Genomic DNA, 16,196 nt, shown 5'->3' on the forward strand with positions numbered 1-16,196 from the left:
GTCACCGCCCGACGTGCTCGCGGGCCTCCATCGCGTCCCAGGCGAAGCTGGCGAGCCAGTGCGTCGAGTAGTACTCCTCGCCGACGCTCGCCGCGAGCCCGGAGGCCAGCAGCCGGTCGGCCGCGTCGTCGAGCAGCCCCGCGATCCCCGCGCCCGCCCCGGGCGATCCGTCGGCGCGCAGGGCGTCCGCGATCCGGCGTGCCGCGCCGGCACGGGACAGGTCGAGGCCGAACAGGTGGACCTGCTGCGGGTCGTTCTCGTCGCGGACCACCGTCGACCGCAGGATCGCGTCGCCCGGCTGCACCTCGGCGAAGAACGCCTGCGCCCAGGTCGCGAACTCGTCGGCCGGCAGGACCGCGCGCACCAGGTCGGCCTCGGCGAGCCCGGCCGACAGGAAGTCGTGACCGCTGCGCTCCCACGCGAAGGGCCATCCGGCGTCGTCGCCGAACCACTCGCGCGTGGCACGCTCGACCGTCGAGGCGAGGGCGTCCCGGCCGAGCGACCGGGCGGCCTCGAGCACGAGCAGCAGCCCGAACGCCGAGTTCGAGTGCACCCCGTGCCGGACCGGGTGGGCGGCACCGTCGACCCACCGGGTGACGAGGTCCTCGAGCACGTCGACGACGGGTGCGAAGCCGGGCGCGAGCTGCCGGATCGCGGGCACCTCGGACGCCGAGACCTCGGCGGCGAGCCGGGCGAGCCAGGCCCAGCCGTAGGGGCGCTCGTAGTGCGGTGTCCCACGCAGGTAGGCCGCCTCGGTCGCGAGGTGATCCGTCGTGAGGTGCGCCTGCAGGATCGAGGTGAGCCGGGCCTCCAGACCGTCCGACAGACCGTGCGCCACCAGGCGCGTGGCGAGCCAGTGCATGTGCACGGACGAGTGCCAGTCGTAGGACGTGGCGAAGGCCGGGTGGAGCTCGACGGGCAGGGCCCGGTCGTCCGGACCGGACGTGGTGTGGTGCGCCGCGTACGGGTACTCGCGGGTGGTGTTCTCGGCGGCGACGGCCGCGAAGCGGTCGGCCCAGGCAGCCCGGGTCAGGTCGATCGGGGTGGCATCAGAACGCGACAAGGTACATGACTCCCATGTTGACGACGAGCAGGACGGCGGCGGTCGGGATCTGCGCCTTGATCGGGCCGTACTTGTCCCGCATCTCGAGCAGTGCGGCCGGCACCAGGTTGAAGTTGGCGGCCATCGGCGTGACCAGGGTGCCGCAGAAGCCGGCGAGCATGCCGATGGCGAAGATCGCGGCGGGGTTGCCGTCGAAGCCCTGCACCAGGACGGGCCAGCCGATCGCCGCGGTCATGATCGGGAAGGCGGCGAAGGCGTTGCCCATGATGATCGTGAAGAGCGCCATGCCGAGGCAGTAGATCACCACGGCGGCGAGCAGCGAGCCCTCGGGCAGGACCGACTTGATGATCGTGCCGACGGCGTCGCCGACCCCGGCCTGCGTGAAGACGATGCCGAGCGTGGACAGCATCTGCGGCAGCAGCGCCGCCCAGCCGATCGCCTGCAGCAGGCGGCCGCCCTCGCGGACCGGGGTGGCGATGCGCGGCGGGCGCAGGACGAACACCGCGACGACCACGGCCAGGACCGAACCGATGCCCAGGCCGGTCAGGGTCGCGCTGCCCTCGGCGAGCAGTGGCTCGCCGCCGATCCGGACCAGCGGGCCGAGCGTCGCCACGAGGACGGCGACCACGGGCACGACCAGTGCCGGGATGAAGAGCCTGTTGCCGAAGCGGGTCGCGAACGCCGCACGCTCGTCGGGGCTGGTGGTGGCGAGGACGCTCGTGCTGGCGGACGGCTTCGTCGCGACGCCCGTCGGTTCGGCCGGCCCCGTCTCGGCGCCCGTGCCGGCACCGGGGATGCTCGCGACCCGGGTGCGGCTGGTGGTCCCGGTGAACCCGAGACCGGCGAGGGCGACCATGACGAGGACGGCGATGCCGAGCACCCACGAGGGCGCGGTCTTCGCGGCGACGAAGGTGCCGTAGAAGAAGGACAGGCCGAGGATGCCCCAGAACGCCGCGTTGCCGAGGCGCTTCGCGTGCGCGGTGTCCGTGACGATGAGGACCGCGACGGCGATGAAGAACGCGCCGATGAGCCAGTAGAGCCATTCGCTGGTGATCACGCCGGGACCTCCGTGCCGGGGGCGAGCGACACGTCGGCCGCCATCTTGTCGAGCCGTCGGTCGAGCAGCAGCAGCCGGGTGCCGTGCACGAGCAGGGCGGCGATGCCGGTCGGGATGGCCCAGAGTGCGAGGTCGATCGGTTCGAGCGCGAGCCCGTAGGTCGAGTCGACGAAGGTCGTGATGAGCAGGATCGATCCGACCGCGACGAAGACGTCCTCGCCGAAGAAGACCCCGACGGTGTCGGACGACGCCGAGTAGCCCTTGATCTTCTCGCGCATGCGCTCGTCGATCCGGCCGTACTTCTTGAGCGCCGCACCCTCGGCCATCGGGTGCACGAGTGGGCGCACGGTCTGCGCCGGGCCGCCGATGCTGGTCAGGCCGACCGCTGCCGTGACCTGCCGGATGGCGAGGTACCCGGCGAGCAGGCGCCCCGTCGTCAGCTTGTCGAGCTTCGCGATGAGGCGCTTCGCCTGGTCCTGCAGGCCGTAGCGCTCGATCAGACCGATGACCGGCAGGACGAGCGCGAAGGTCGTGACCGAGCGACTCGACGCGAAGCCGTCGCCGAAGGCGGTGAGGATGCCGACGGGACCGATCCCGCCGATGGCCGCGGTGACGATGCCCGCGACGGTCACGACGAGGAGCGCGTTGACGCGCAACGCGAACCCGACGATGACGACGGCGACGCCGATGAGGACGAACATGCGGGCCAGTCTGGACTGCATTGTTCAACAATCGCAAGAGGGCGTTCTGCTCTGTAACACGACGGTCACACAGCACGCCCCCGCGAGCCCGCGCCGGATCGTGTCAGGATCGACGGCATGACCCGAACCGTCGGCGGCGCCGAGTCCTCCGCGGCGCGACTGCGCACGATGATCGCGGACGGGGAGTTCGCCCCAGGAGCCCAGCTGTCCGAGGAACGGCTGAGCGACCAGCTCGGCGTCTCGCGCAACACCCTGCGCGAGGCCTTCCGGCTGCTCGCGCGGGACCGGCTCGTCGAGCACGTGTTCAACCGCGGGGTGTTCGTCCGCCGGCTGTCCACCGCCGACGTCGTCGACCTGTACGCCGCGCGGCGCGTGCTCGAGCAGGCGGCGGTCCACGCATGCGACCCGTCCGCTCCGGCGCTGGCCGACGCCGCCGCCGCGGTGGCCGAGGCACGCGCCGCGGCAGCCACCGGCGACTGGCGTGCGGTCGGCACGGCGGACATCCGGTTCCACGCCGCGCTCGTGCGGGCCGTGCCGAGCGAGCGCCTGTGGGGACTGATGGACGGACTGCTCGCCGAGATGCGGCTGGCGTTCCTGACGACCGACGACCCGGCGTCCTTCCACGCGGGCTTCGTCGAGCGGAACGAGGCGATCGTCGACGCGCTGCGCGCCGGCGACCGCCCGGGCGCGTCCGCGCTGCTCGAGGACTACCTCGACGACGCCGAGCGCGCGCTGCGGTCGGCCACGGGTGCGGGCTGACGGGGAGGGGCTCGGGGCGTCGACGTGGAACGACAGGATCGCCGTCGAACGACGTCGACCATGTCCGCCCGGGTCGGCAGGCGAACACCGTCCGGGCCTTGTCGTCCGCGCGACCGACCCGTATGGTAACGATACCAACGGGAAGGAGAGCAACGATGCTCAGCTCGACACGAAGCACCGCCGTCCGCGGGGTGCGGGTCACGGCCGCCGCGATCGCCCTCGGGGTCGCCGCCGTCGGCGTCGGAGTCGGCGCCCCCCAGGCTGCCGACGCCGCGACCGCACCGGCGGACGCCGTCTGGCAGCAGCGCGCGAGCGCCACCTACGACGCCATGCAGGACGCCCTGTACACCGGCTCCGCAGGTCACGGCCTGTACCGGGAGAACACGGACACGAGCACCGGCAACCCGTACTCGTTCCTCTGGGAGTACCGCGAGGCCACGCAGGCCGCGCTCGACCTGCAGGGCATCGACGGTGCCGGCGCCGCCTACGCGCACTCCGCCGCTGCACGGGTGGACGGCTTCGAGCGGTACCACGCGGTCGCCCCGGGAGGCCGCCCCGGCTACGAGTCGTACCTGCCCGCACCGCTCGGCACCGGCGGTGACGTCTACTACGACGACAACGCCGTCGTCGGCCTCTCCTTCGTCAGCCAGTACCAGGCCACCGACGACCCGGCGTACCTCGACCGCGCCGAGGCCGCCTTCGACGTCGCTGCTCGCAGCTGGAACACCGACGCGACGCTGCCCTGCCCCGGCGGATCCGACTGGATCGACCGACCGGACAACACGGTCCGCGCTGCGAACGTCACCGGGCTCACGGCACAGCTCGCCGCGCACCTGTACGAGGAGACCGGCGAGGCGTCCTACCTGCGCACGAGCACGAAGCTGTACCAGTGGAACAACCGCTGCCTGCGCGAGTCCGCCGGCCTGTACCGGAACAGCATCGGCCCCGACGGCACCGTCGACCCGACGCTGTGGACCTACAACTCCGGCGCGATGATCGGGACGGCCACGATCCTGTACCGCGCCACCGACGACCCGAAGTACCTGCGCCAGGCAGCCGCGGCCGCCAAGGCGTCGCTGCGGTACTGGACGGCGGAGGACCGCCTGCAGCAGCAGCCGGCCGTCTTCAACGCGTTCTACGTCAAGGACCTGCTGCTGCTCGACTCCGTGCAGCACGATCCCGCGTACCGCGCCGCCGCCGAGCAGTGGGCGACCGCCACCTGGCGCGACAACCGCGACCCGGCGACTGGGCTGTTCCACTTCCAGCCGAGCGGCGGCGGCGATCCGGACTGGTCGCGCCCGGCCGCGACGCTCGACCAGGCCGCGATGATCCAGGTCTTCGCCGTCCTCGCGTGGTCGCCCGACCGGCTCGGCGAGGTCAGTTGACCACCGCACTCCCGACCGGGGCTCCCGTCGGCGTCATGGACGTCGGCGGGAGCCACGTCACGGCCGCGCTCGTCGACCCGGCGACGGTGGGCGCCCTCGAGCGCGAGGCCGGCTCGGCGGTCGACCCGCACGCACCGGTCGACGTCCTGCTCGACCAGCTCGTCGCCCCTGCCCGGTCGCTGCTCTCGACGGTTCCGCCGATGGGTTGGGCCGTCGCGATGCCCGGACCGTTCGACTACGCCGCGGGCACCGGCACCTTCGCCGGGGTCGAAAAGTTCCGCTCGCTGGCGGGCGTCGACCTGCGCCGGGCCCTCGCAGAGCGCCTCGACGTCGCACCGGAGGACGTCCGCTTCTGCAACGACGCCGTCGCGTACGGCATCGGCGAGTGGGCCGCCGGGTCCGGCGCACGGGCACCGCGCATGGTCTGCATCACCCTCGGCACCGGGGTCGGCTCGGCCTTCCTGCACGACGGCGTCGAGGTCAGCACCGGCGACCGGGTGCCGGAGGAGGGCGAGGTGCACCGGCTGACGATCGACGGACGCCCGCTCGAGGCGACCTTCTCCTCCCCCGCCCTCCGAGACGCCTACCGCGCAGCCGCGGGCCGTGACCGCACCGTCGAGGAGCTCTGCGCCCTCGCGCGACAGGGCGACCGGCTCGCCGCCGAGGTCGTCGACCGGGCGGCCCGCGCCCTCGGCACCGCACTGCGGCCGTGGGTCGAGCGGTTCGCCGCGGACCGTGTGGTCGTCGGTGGGTCGATCGCCCGGTCGTGGGACGTCGTCGGCGGCCCGCTCCGGGACACGATCGCGCCGGACACTCGCGCGGACGACGGCCCGGTCGTCGCCGCCTTGCTCGGGACGAGGGCGCCACTGGTCGGTGCCGCCGTCGCCTGGGCCCGCGCCGCCGGGCACGACGGCCGCTGATCCGCGGCCCAGCCCGCGGTGGGGCCTGCGGTCCGGCGTGCAGCCCGGCCCCCGCGGTCCAGCCCGCCGTCGGACATCGGGAGCGGGGCGGGAACCCCGGGCAGCGGCCGCAGCCGGCGCCCGGGGTCGACTCGCGGACCCGGTCAGTCGCTCAGACCGGTCCCCCGCACGGCGGCCTTCACGGTACCGAGCCGCTGCCCGACCCCGGCCCCCCAGGGCCGGATCGTGTAGTGACCGACGCTCGCGGGCACGATGAACGTCTCGGCGTAGTGCACGACGAAGGGCTCGAAGGCGCCGTCGGGGCTCTCGACCACGGCCTCGGCACCCTCGACCAGGTTGAGCACGTTCACGGTGCCGTCGGTGTCGTGCGGGACGACGCCGTCGAACCAGTGCCGCCGCACCTCGATGAACTCGAGCTCGTGCAGCCCGGTGCGCTCCTCGACCCAACCGTCACCACGAGCGACCTCGGTCACCTGGTTCACGAGCTCGTCGCGGGCGAAGTCGGTGCGGCGGTCCCACTGGATGTTGGCGAAGGCGTGGTCGAGGTGCACCGGGCGCGGCACGCCGTCCAGGCCGACCCGCCCCCAGTCCCACATCTTGAACGTGAAGATGTACGGCGTCGCCGAGATCTCCAGGACCATCGAGTCGGCGCCGGAGCAGTGCACGGTGCCGGCCGGGATGAGGAAGTGGTCGTGCTTCCGGGCCGGGAACCGGTTCACGTACCGGTCGGCGGCGAAGGGCTCCTCACCCGCCGAGGCCGAGCGGAGCGCGCCCTGCAGCTCGTCCGGGTCCGCGTCGTCACGGAGGCCCAGGTACACGACGGCGTCGTCGGCGGCGTCGAGCAGGTAGTAGCTCTCGTCCTGCGTGTAGGGCATGCCGAACACGTTCTGCATGTAGTCGGTGAGCGGGTGGACCTGCAGCGACAGGTTGCCGCCGTCCATGGTGTCCAGGAAGTCGAACCGGATCGGGAACTCGGCGCCGAACCGGGCGTGGGTCTTCGCGCCGAGCAGTTCGCGCGGGTGGCGGAACACCAGGTCGAGCGCCGGCAGCTCCACGACGGTGTCGCCGATGCGGAACAACAGGCTGTTCTCCTCGGGGACGCAGTCGAAGCACCACGCGTAGTTGTCGGCGTCGCCGACCTCGAGGACCTCCTTCATCCACTGGCCGCCCCACACCCCGGGGTCGAAGAACGGCACCACGCGGAACGGACGCCGGCTCGCGAGTTCGAGCCCGGCGCGGAAGGTGTCGCCGGTGATGAGCTTGGCCTCGGCCATCGAGGCGTTCGCGTCGAGCACGAGGTCGATCCGGTCGAGCAGGGCGCGCTTGTGCCGGTCGGCCGTGCGCCACTCGACGAAGTAGCCGCGCTTGACCTTGCGGAGCTGGTCCTCGTCGCCGTTGTCGGCACGCCAGTTCGGTGCCCCGGCCCGCTGCCGACGCTGGATCTCCCACCGCGCCAGGTCGGCGAGCACGACCGTGTCGAACGCGGTCGGCACGAGCGTCGCGCCCCAACCCACCACCACCACGGGGCCGTCGGCCGACCGGACACGCTCGGCGACCTGCTCGAGGCGCCCGGCGTCGTAGAAGTCAGCGAGGACCTGGTGCCCGAGCACCCCGAACACGCGGTCGTCGGTGAGGTTCGCGGCGATGCGCTCCTCGATCTCGGCGTTCGGCAGAGCGGCAGCGTCCTCGACGTCGATGACGAGGGCGTCGGGCACGGCCGCGGTGAGTGCACGGCAGAGCCCCGCCAGGTCCGACCCCGGGTACGCGTCGACGGCCATGGTGTGGTGCTCGGACGCGGCGAGGACCTCGGCCAGCCGTCGCCAGGCATCCGGACCGGCCCAGGCGTCGTGGCCCGGCGGCAGCTCGATGACGGGAGCCTTGTCGTACTGGCCGGCGGTCACACCGGTGGGCAGGAAGGTGGACATGGGACCCCTTTCGCGCTGATAACGTTACCAACATACCGCCGCACCCGCGCTCCTCCGCAACCTCGGACCTCGGCGCCCCTCGGCGCACACCCGTTCACCCCGGGTGCAGTTCCGCGCGTCGGCGGTCGTTCCGCGCGTGGTGAGCAGAACCGCGCGTCGGAAGCCGTTCCTTCTCACCACCTACGCGCGGAACGGCTTCCCACACCACCCGCGATGGGACAGAACGTGCGTGGCGCCGGACGGGAGGCCCGGTGCAAGCCCGCCACGAGCCTCCCGTCCGCGCCGCGTACGCTCCTCGCTCGCTGGCGGCAGTTCCGTGCGTGGTGAGCAGGATCGCGCGTAGGGAGCAGGTTCTTCCGGCCCCCCACGCGCGGAACGGCTTCCCACACCACCCGCGATGGGACGGAACGTGCGCGCCCGCCGGACGGGAGGCCCGGTGCCAGCCCGCCACGAGCCTCCCGTCCGCCCTGTGCGCAGACCCCGCGCACCGACGGCAGTTCCGCGCGTGGTGAGCAGGACTGCGCGTAGGGAGGCGATCTTTCTCGCCCTCTACGCGCGGAACGGCTTCCCACTCCACCCGCGAGGGGACAGAACGTGCACGCCGCCTCAGTGGTGCACGATGCTGACGGGCAGCTCGACGCGGCGCGGCGCCTCGCCGTCGGCGCTCCCGTCCAGGCGGGACAGGAGCATCCGCGCGGCCACGCGGCCGAGCTCGGCGGGGTCGTGGTCGATCACCGAGAGCGGGATCGGCGCCATGTCGGCGAAGTCGAACGAGTCGAAGGCGAAGAGTCGCGGCGGGCGAGCCACCGTGCCGTCGGCGACCGCTCCGGCGATCGCGCGGATGGCGCCGACGCTGATCCGGTTGTTCGCCGCGAAGACGGCGGTCGGCGGCTCCGACTGGCCGAGCAGCCGGCGCGTCGCCTGTTCGGCCGCGGCGGCGTCCTGCAGCTCGAGGACGACCAGGTGCTCGTCGGGCTCGGACCCGCGCTCGGCGAAGGCGCTGCGGAACCCGGCGAGGCGGCGTTGACCGGTCGACACCGTGACCTTGTTGCCGAGGAAGGCGATCCGCCGGTGGCCCTCGTCGAGCATGATCGCGGTGGCGTCGTGGGCGCCGCGGACGTCGTCGATGAGCACGGCGTCGGCCGGGGCGTCCTCGACGGTGCGCGACGCGAGCACGACGGGCGCGTCGTTCAGCCGGTCGGCCGTGAAGCGGGTGCCGTCCTGGCCGACGGGCACGACGATGAGGCCCTCGACCTGGCGACCGAGGAAGTCCGACAGCAGCTGCCGCTCGAGGTCGCCGTCCTCGTTGGTCGTGCCGACCAGGATGCGGCGGCCGGTGGCGGCGACGACCTGCTCGATGCCCTGCACGACGCCCGCGTAGTAGGGGTTGCCGATGTTCGTGATGAGCACGCCGACGAGGCCGGACCGCTGCCCGGGGCGCAGGCTGCGTGCGTTCTCGTTGCGGTGGTAGCCGACCTCGGCGATGACGCGCTCGACGTGCTCGCGGAGCGCCGGGCGGACGTTCTTGCCGCCGGAGAGCACGCGGGACACGGTCATCGGGCTCACCTCGGCGACCCGCGCGATGTCCTTCACGGTCATCGTGGCCTTGCGGCCCGGCTCGGGTCCCTCGGCTGCCTGCATGCGTCCCTGTATACCGGACGGCCCACTTGCGGCCGTTCGTCGGCCGTGTATGCTCCACTTGGTAACGTTATCAATTCACCGTCGAATGGATCGTCCGATGCCGAACCCGCTCTCCCGAGGGCCCGCCGTGACCCGCCGTTCCGCACTCGCCGTCGGTGGCGGCGGCCTGCTCGCACTCGCCCTCTCAGCGTGCGCCCGCGGCTCGGACACCCAGCCGTCCGCGCCCGGCACCGTAACGCTCAACAGCGACAACCCGACGTGGGGCCCCGGCTACGCGGCCGCCTCGGCGGTGCTCGCGAAGCGCACGGGGTACCGCATCACGTCGCGCTCGGTGGCGAGCGTCGCGAACTACGGGCAGATCATCCGGATGACGGCGCAGACCGACAGCACCACGGACCTCATCAAGTGGACGAACGGCTACCGCCTGCAGGACATCGCCCGGGCCGACATCCTCACCGACCTGAACAGCGTGTGGGACGACGTCGAGCGGCGCGGCTGGGTCGACCCCGGGCAGCGCGAGTCCTTCAGCTACCGGGGCAAGGCCTACGGCGTCCCGCTCTACAAGAGCTACTACGCGGTCTTCTACAGCAAGAAGGCGTTCGCCGAGCACGGCATCCAGGTGCCGACGACCTTCGACGAGGTGATGGACGCCGCGCAGAAGCTGAAGGACGCCGGGATCACTCCGTTCCTGTCGCCCGGCGCCACCACGTGGGAGGCCGAGATCTGGTTCATGCAGCTGCTCGCCTCGACCGATCCGGACTACTACCAGGCCGTGACGACCGACAAGGCGGAGTACACCGCCGACCAGGCGGTCGAGGCGATGGACCTCTGGTCGGGCATGTACGCGGACGGGTTCTTCTCCGCCCCCGACGTCACCTCGAACGACCTGCCCGGCCTGGTCGGCAAGGGCAAGTTCGGGATGATGCTCTACGGCACCTGGTTCGCCAACACCCTGCTCGCAGCCGGTCTGACCGACGACGACATCGGCTTCTTCCGCGTCCCGCCGCGGGGCGACGCCCCTGCGGCGGTCGTCGTCGAGAGCGGGTCGCTCTCCGTGCCCGTCAAGGCCCACCGGCACGCGGCCGCCGTCGACGTCGCGAAGAACTGGCTCGCGACCGACGTGCAGACCGCCTGGGTCGGGTTCCTCGGCGACACGAGTCCGAACCCCGACGCGCTGCCGAAGTCCGACCTGGTGCAGGACCTGGCGAAGGACATCGCCGCCACCCGCCCCGTCCAGCTGACGCGGTACTGGGAGGCCTCCCCCACCCCGCTCGTCGAGGGCAACGTGCAGGACCTCGGCGCCTTCATGGTGAACCCGTCGAAGGCGAACGGGGTCGCGACCCTGCGGTCGATGGAGAACCGGGCCCGGACCGAGTGGAAGATCTGGAACGCAGCATGACCCTCACCCAGCCGCCCGTCCCCGAGACGGCCGTCGACCCCGCGGCCCGCACCGCTCCCACCCGACGCCCGACGGCGCAGCAGCGCGTGCCGCTGCGCGCGCGGCTCACCGGCGGGGTGTTCCTCGCGCCGGCCGTCGTGCTCGTCGTGGTGCTCCTCGTCGCCCCCTTCCTGTTCACCATCTACCGCAGCTTCTTCGACGACAACGGCTTCACCCGCAGCTGGGTCGGCCTCGAGAACTACCGGGCGATGTTCGCGGACCCCGCGTTCGGCCAGTCGGTACTCAACACGTTCCTGTGGGTGGTCGGCACCCTGCTGCTGCCCGTCGGGATCGGGCTCGCGATCGCGGTCGGGACGTGGAAGCTGAAGCTCGGCGGACTGGCACGGTTCGCGATCGTGCTGCCCTACGCGATCTCCGGCTCGGCGACCGCCGTCGTCTGGACCTTCATGCTCTCGACCGACGGCGGCCTCGACACCCTGCTGCGGACGTTCGGGCTCGACGGCCTGGTGTCGCAGTGGCTGCTGCAGTGGCCGCTCAACACCGTGATGATGATCATCGCGACGACGTGGCAGGCGACCGGGGCGTGCGTGATCCTGTTCCTGGTCGGCCTGCAGTCCATCCCGCCGAACACGCTCGAGGCCGCGCAGATCGACGGCGCCTCCGGCTGGCGGCTGTTCTGGTCCGTGACCTTCCCGCAGCTGCGTCCGATGACCGTGGTCGTCGTCGGCATCTCGATCGTCGGCAGCCTGAAGGTGTTCGACCAGGTGCTGCTGCTCACGAACGGCGGTCCCGGCACCGCGTCGGAGACCCTGGCGCTGACGATGTACCGCGAGACGTTCACGCTCTCCCGCTACGGTTCCGGCGCCACCGTGGCCGTCTTCCTCACCCTGGTCGTGGTGGTCGCCTCGTACGCCTACCTCCGCCGGCAACTCCGTCCCACCGACTAGCAGGAGCCCGAGATGACCAAGACCTCCCGCCGGATCCTGACGGTCGTGCTGATCGTCGTGTCCCTCATCTGGCTGATCCCGTCGTACCTGCTCGTCGTCAACGCGTTCACCCGCGGCGCCGACTACTCGGGCACGCCGTCGTGGTGGCCCACCTCGTGGTCGCTGTTCGAGAACATCGGCATCGCGTTCCGGAACGCCAACGTCGGCCAGGGCATGGCCAACAGCCTGCTCTACTCGGTCGTCGGCGCCGGTGCCGCGGTGTTCATCGCCGCGCTCGCCTCGTTCGCGGTGACGATCATGCCGGTGCGGCGCCCGACGCTGTGGTTCTGGGTGATCTACATCGGCACGATCCTGCCGCTGCAGGCGTTCCTGTCCCCGCTCTTCACCGGGTACGCGGCCGCGTCGCTGTTCGACACCCAGTACGGCATGCTGCTCGTCTACGTGGCACTGACGATCCCCTTCGCGTTCTTCGTCGTGCGCGGGCACATGACCGGCCTGCCGAACGAGGTGCGCGAGGCCGCGTCGCTGGACGGCGCCGGGTGGGTGCGGATGTTCTTCCAGGTCCACCTGCCGCTGTCGACCAGCGCACTGCTCGCCGCCTTCGTGTTCCAGTTCACCTGGATCTGGAACGACCTGCTGTTCGGCCTGACGCTCTCGTCGAGTCCGAACATCAGGCCGGTGATGGCGACCCTGGCCGACCTGACCGGCAACTACTCGACGTACGGACCACCGGTCGCGTTGGCCGGTGCACTCGTCGCGTCGCTGCCCACGGTGATCGTGTTCTTCGCGTTCCAGCGGTTCTTCGCCCGCGGCCTGAACCCGACCGCCTGACCCCGACCGACCGGCCGACCGCCAGCCCGACGGCCTGACCCCGACCAACCGGCCGACCGCCAGCCCGACGGCGTGACCCCAACCGGCCGACCGCCAGCCCGACCGCCTGACCCCGGCCGGCCGCCCCTCAGGCCCTCAGCCCGACCACCCTCCGCCCGGCCCCTCCGGCCCGACCGCCTGCCTCCCCGGCCGCCCGGCCACCCCGACCTCGAAGGACTCCCCCGACGATGACCGACACCGCCCTCGTCTCCGCCCAGCCCTGGTCCCATCTGGAGGCCCGCGCCGGCCTCCTCGACCGTGCCACCGTGGCCGCCGCGACCGTCGGCGGGACGCGCGTGCGCGTGATCCCGGAGCCGCTGCTCACCGAGCGCGACGGCGTCCCCGTGCAGAGCGTGCGCGTGCTGCTCGGCGAGGACGGCGAGACCGAGACCCACACCGACACCGACACCGACACCGACACCGAGCCGAAGGCGATCGGCGCCACCCTCACCGGGCCGGGCGGCGACCGGGTCGTCGCCCACGCGCCGTCCCCGGACGCCGGGTCGTTCCGGCTGCTCGTCCGCACTGTCGACGCCCCGACCGAGGTCACGCTGGCGCTGCCCGGACTCGGCGACGAGACCGTCTCGTTCGTGCTGCTCCCGCAGCGCGCGTGGTCCGTGCACGTGGTGCACCACTCGCACTTCGACTTCGGGTACACCGACCCGCAGACGACCGTGATCTCGTCGCAGCGGTCCTACCTGGACTCCGCCGTCGAGCTCGCCCACGCGACCGAGGACTGGCCCGACGCCGCCCGGTTCCGCTGGAACGTCGAGGCGCTGTGGGCGTTCGCGGACTGGGAACGCCACCGCCCCGCCGCGAAGGTCGCCGAGTTCGTCGAGCTCGTCCGCCAGGGCTCGATCGGCCTCAGCGCGATGCCGTACAACCTGCACACGGACACCTGCTCGACCGAGGAGCTGCACGAGCTGTTCCGCGAGGCCCGCCGGATCCGCGACCGGTACGGCATCGACTTCACCACCGCGATGCAGACCGACGTCCCCGGGCAGGTCGCCGGGCTGCCCGACGCCCTGCACGACGTCGGCGTGCGGTACCTCGCCGTCGCCCACAACTGGGCCGGACGCTCGATGCCGCACCAGAACGGCGCACTCGACCTGCCGCGCATGTTCCGCTGGCGCACGCCGGCCGGCAACTCCGTCGTGGTCTGGATGACCGACAGCCCGCACGGCCTGGCGTACATGGAGGGGCCCATGGTCGGCCTGACCGAGTCGTACGAGGTCGCCGAGGCGTACCTGCCCGCGTACCTCACCGCGCTCGCGACGCGCGGCTACCCGTTCCCGCCCGGGGTGTTCGGCGCGCACGGCGAGCAGGCCGAGGGGCGGCCGGGCTACCCGTGGGACGTGCTGCACCTGCGGACGCAGGGCTTCATGGGCGACAACGGGCCCGCGCGGCTGCACCTGTCCGAGGTGGTCCGCCGCTGGAACGAGACCTGGACGTCACCGACGCTGCGGGTCTCGACGAACGAGGACTTCTTCGCCGAGGCCGAGGCTCGCCACGGCGACGACCTCGTCACGGTCGAGGGCGACTGGGGCGACTGGTGGGTCGAGGGCGTCGGGTCGGCCGCCGTGCCGCTCGCCCTGGCCCGCGAGGCCCAGGCCACGGTGAGCGACGCCCGCTCCTTCTCGCAGGCCGCCGCCTGGCTCGGCGGTCAGGCCGTCCCGACCGAGCACGCCGATGCGGGGTCCGCCTGGGACGCGATCTCGATGTTCAACGAGCACACCTGGGGCGCGAGCAACTCGTGGACCCACGGTGACGAGGGCTACGACTCCGGCGAGCGCCAGTGGCAGTGGAAGGTGGGGCAGGCGATCACCGCCCACCAGCGGGGCCGCGACCTCGAGGAGCACGCCCTCGTCTACCTCGCCGACACGGTGGCGGCACCCGACGACGCCCTCGCCGCGATCGTCGTCGCGAACGCCTCCGGTGCGACGCGCACGGGCGCGGTCCGGTTCCTGCTCAAGGAGTCCACCGTGCCGCTCGACGCCCCGGTCGCGCTCCGCGACGGCCGGACCGGCGACGCGCTGCCCGTCGTCGTCGAACCGCAGTCGAACGCGCTGCACCGCGAGTCCGGTCGCTGGGTCTCGGTGCAGCTGACGGACGTGCCGGCGTTCGGCTTCGTCCGCGTCGACGTGTTGCCGGGCACCGCGGAGCCCGAGCCGCCGCGCGTCCACGACCCGCTCACGACGCCGGCCGCCGAGCTCTTCACCCTCGAGAACGCGTACCTGCGGGTCGCCGTCGACCCGCGCACGTCGACCATCCGGTCCGTCGTCGAGCGCGCGACCGGCCGCGAGATCGTCGAGCAGGACGCACCGGCGGGCTTCAACGGCTACGTCTACGACGAGTACGGGTCGTCCGGCGCGGGCGTCAACCACCTGGCGAACAAGCTGTGGAGCTCCGACCGGCTCGAACTCCTCGCCTCGCGCACGGTCGGCGGCCCCGCGGTCCTGGTCGAGCGGGTCTCCGACGCCGTCGAGGAGCGCCTGGTCTACCGCTTCGCCGCCGCCGGGGTCGACGCCGTCACGGTGACGCTGCGGCTGCGGCACGGCGAGCCCCGGCTGCGGATCGCGAACCGGCTCGAGAAGCCGGTGACCCGCACGAAGGAGAGCGCGTTCTTCGCGTTCCCCTTCGCCGCGGCGGAGCCGGTCGTCCGCTACGAGGTCTCCGGCGGCGTCACCGGTGACGGCCTGGCGCACGTGCCGGGTGCGCCGCAGCACATGCGCGCGATCCGCAACTGGGTGAGCGTGCAGGACCGCGACGACGCCGTGGTCTGGGTGACGAAGGACGCACCGCTGGTCCACCCGGGCACGATCTCGTTGCCCTACGCGCCGTTCCCGGCGAGCACGACCCCGGCGCGAGCGGCGACCGTCTACTCGTGGCTGCACAACAACGTGTGGGACACGAACTTCCCGATCGAGCAGGGCTTCACCGCGACGTTCGAGTACGCCCTCGGGGTCCGTGCCGAGGCCGGGCAGTCCGTCGAGGCCGTCGCCCTGCAGACGACGGCAGACCTGGTCCGTCCGATGGCGACGGTCCCCGCGGCCGGTTCCGGCTCGGGCGCGGACGCGTCGGCCGAGCTCCTCACCCTCGACGACGACCGCGTCCGTCTGGTGTCCGTGGTCGCCGGTCCCGACGACCGGCAGTCGATCGTCCGCCTGCAGTCGGTGTCCGACCAGCCGGTCACGCTCACGCTCGGCGTCGGCACCGCCGTCCGTGCGGCGGCACGCAGCACCTACCTCGGCGACGACGCACCCGGCTCGGTCGAGGTCCTCGACGACGGCGTGCGGCTCGCGCTCCGACCGTTCGAGGCCACGGCCGTGCGGCTCACGAGACTGCCGCAGGACTGACGGACGGGAGGCGCGGGGCGGGGCCGACCCGCGCCTCCCGTCCGCCACCGGTCGCGACCGCGACACCGGCGCGACCCGACGGGCGGGCTGCGGTCCGCCGCCGTGCGGCGGTACCCTCGCAGCAGTGACAGCTCTCACCGCCCTGTGACCCAGGGCCCACCCAGCGACACCCG

The 16,196-nt window shown here is 72.4% G+C and carries 12 protein-coding genes; 7 read left to right on the top strand and 5 right to left on the bottom strand.

The window, feature by feature from the left end:
* Position 1 precedes the first annotated feature (1 nt).
* Genes DEI99_RS14025 through DEI99_RS14035 form a run of 3 tightly spaced genes read right to left on the bottom strand, consistent with a single transcriptional unit; the run spans position 2 to position 2,842 of the window.
* A complete protein-coding gene (locus DEI99_RS14025) occupies positions 2-1,063 on the bottom strand; it encodes a DUF2891 family protein (protein ID WP_258369567.1) in 1,062 nt (353 codons plus the stop codon).
* A complete protein-coding gene (locus DEI99_RS14030; RefSeq protein WP_111042712.1) occupies positions 1,050-2,120 on the bottom strand; it encodes a DUF979 domain-containing protein in 1,071 nt (356 codons plus the stop codon). Before DEI99_RS14030 ends, DEI99_RS14025 begins: the two co-directional genes overlap by 14 nt.
* Positions 2,117-2,842 (bottom strand): DUF969 domain-containing protein, encoded by a 726-nt coding sequence (locus DEI99_RS14035; protein WP_258369566.1) that lies wholly within the window; start codon positions 2,840-2,842, stop codon positions 2,117-2,119. The genes DEI99_RS14030 and DEI99_RS14035 overlap by 4 nt, the downstream gene beginning before the upstream one ends.
* Before the next feature lie 96 nt (positions 2,843-2,938).
* Here DEI99_RS14035 and DEI99_RS14040 point away from each other — a divergent pair, with 96 nt between their 5' ends.
* From DEI99_RS14040 to DEI99_RS14050, 3 genes are all read left to right on the top strand, one after another.
* Positions 2,939-3,580, top strand: a complete 642-nt coding sequence (locus DEI99_RS14040) for a GntR family transcriptional regulator (protein ID WP_111042710.1) — start codon at positions 2,939-2,941, stop codon at positions 3,578-3,580.
* Between the two features lie 155 nt (positions 3,581-3,735).
* Positions 3,736-4,965, top strand: coding sequence for a glycoside hydrolase family 76 protein (locus tag DEI99_RS14045; RefSeq protein ID WP_181434509.1), 1,230 nt, complete (start codon positions 3,736-3,738; stop codon positions 4,963-4,965).
* On the top strand, positions 4,962-5,885 hold the full coding sequence (locus DEI99_RS14050; protein ID WP_220037175.1) for an ROK family protein: 924 nt from the start codon (positions 4,962-4,964) through the stop codon (positions 5,883-5,885). The genes DEI99_RS14045 and DEI99_RS14050 overlap by 4 nt, the downstream gene beginning before the upstream one ends.
* Before the next feature lie 143 nt (positions 5,886-6,028).
* Here the strand turns inward: DEI99_RS14050 and DEI99_RS14055 are convergent, their stop codons facing one another.
* Both DEI99_RS14055 and DEI99_RS14060 read right to left on the bottom strand, forming a co-directional pair.
* Positions 6,029-7,810, bottom strand: a complete 1,782-nt coding sequence (locus DEI99_RS14055) for a class I mannose-6-phosphate isomerase (RefSeq protein WP_111042708.1) — start codon at positions 7,808-7,810, stop codon at positions 6,029-6,031.
* Between the two features lie 606 nt (positions 7,811-8,416).
* Positions 8,417-9,451 carry a LacI family DNA-binding transcriptional regulator gene (locus DEI99_RS14060; RefSeq protein ID WP_258369564.1) on the bottom strand — a complete coding sequence of 345 codons (1,035 nt, stop codon included), beginning with the start codon at positions 9,449-9,451 and terminating at the stop codon, positions 8,417-8,419.
* A 97-nt stretch (positions 9,452-9,548) separates the two neighbouring features.
* Here DEI99_RS14060 and DEI99_RS14065 point away from each other — a divergent pair, with 97 nt between their 5' ends.
* From DEI99_RS14065 to DEI99_RS14080, 4 genes are all read left to right on the top strand, one after another.
* Positions 9,549-10,850, top strand: coding sequence for an ABC transporter substrate-binding protein (locus tag DEI99_RS14065; RefSeq protein ID WP_284180864.1), 1,302 nt, complete (start codon positions 9,549-9,551; stop codon positions 10,848-10,850).
* Positions 10,847-11,797 (top strand): carbohydrate ABC transporter permease, encoded by a 951-nt coding sequence (locus DEI99_RS14070; RefSeq protein WP_284180865.1) that lies wholly within the window; start codon positions 10,847-10,849, stop codon positions 11,795-11,797. The genes DEI99_RS14065 and DEI99_RS14070 overlap by 4 nt, the downstream gene beginning before the upstream one ends.
* Positions 11,798-11,809: 12 nt before the next feature.
* Positions 11,810-12,628: a carbohydrate ABC transporter permease gene (locus DEI99_RS14075; RefSeq protein ID WP_071262727.1), complete on the top strand. Its 819-nt coding sequence runs from the start codon at positions 11,810-11,812 to the stop codon at positions 12,626-12,628.
* Positions 12,629-12,855: 227 nt separating this feature from the next.
* Positions 12,856-16,023 (top strand): glycoside hydrolase family 38 N-terminal domain-containing protein, encoded by a 3,168-nt coding sequence (locus DEI99_RS14080; RefSeq protein WP_111041455.1) that lies wholly within the window; start codon positions 12,856-12,858, stop codon positions 16,021-16,023.
* Positions 16,024-16,196 lie beyond the last annotated feature (173 nt).

It is taken from the genome of Curtobacterium sp. MCLR17_036 (assembly GCF_003234445.2).
GTDB lineage: Bacteria > Actinomycetota > Actinomycetes > Actinomycetales > Microbacteriaceae > Curtobacterium.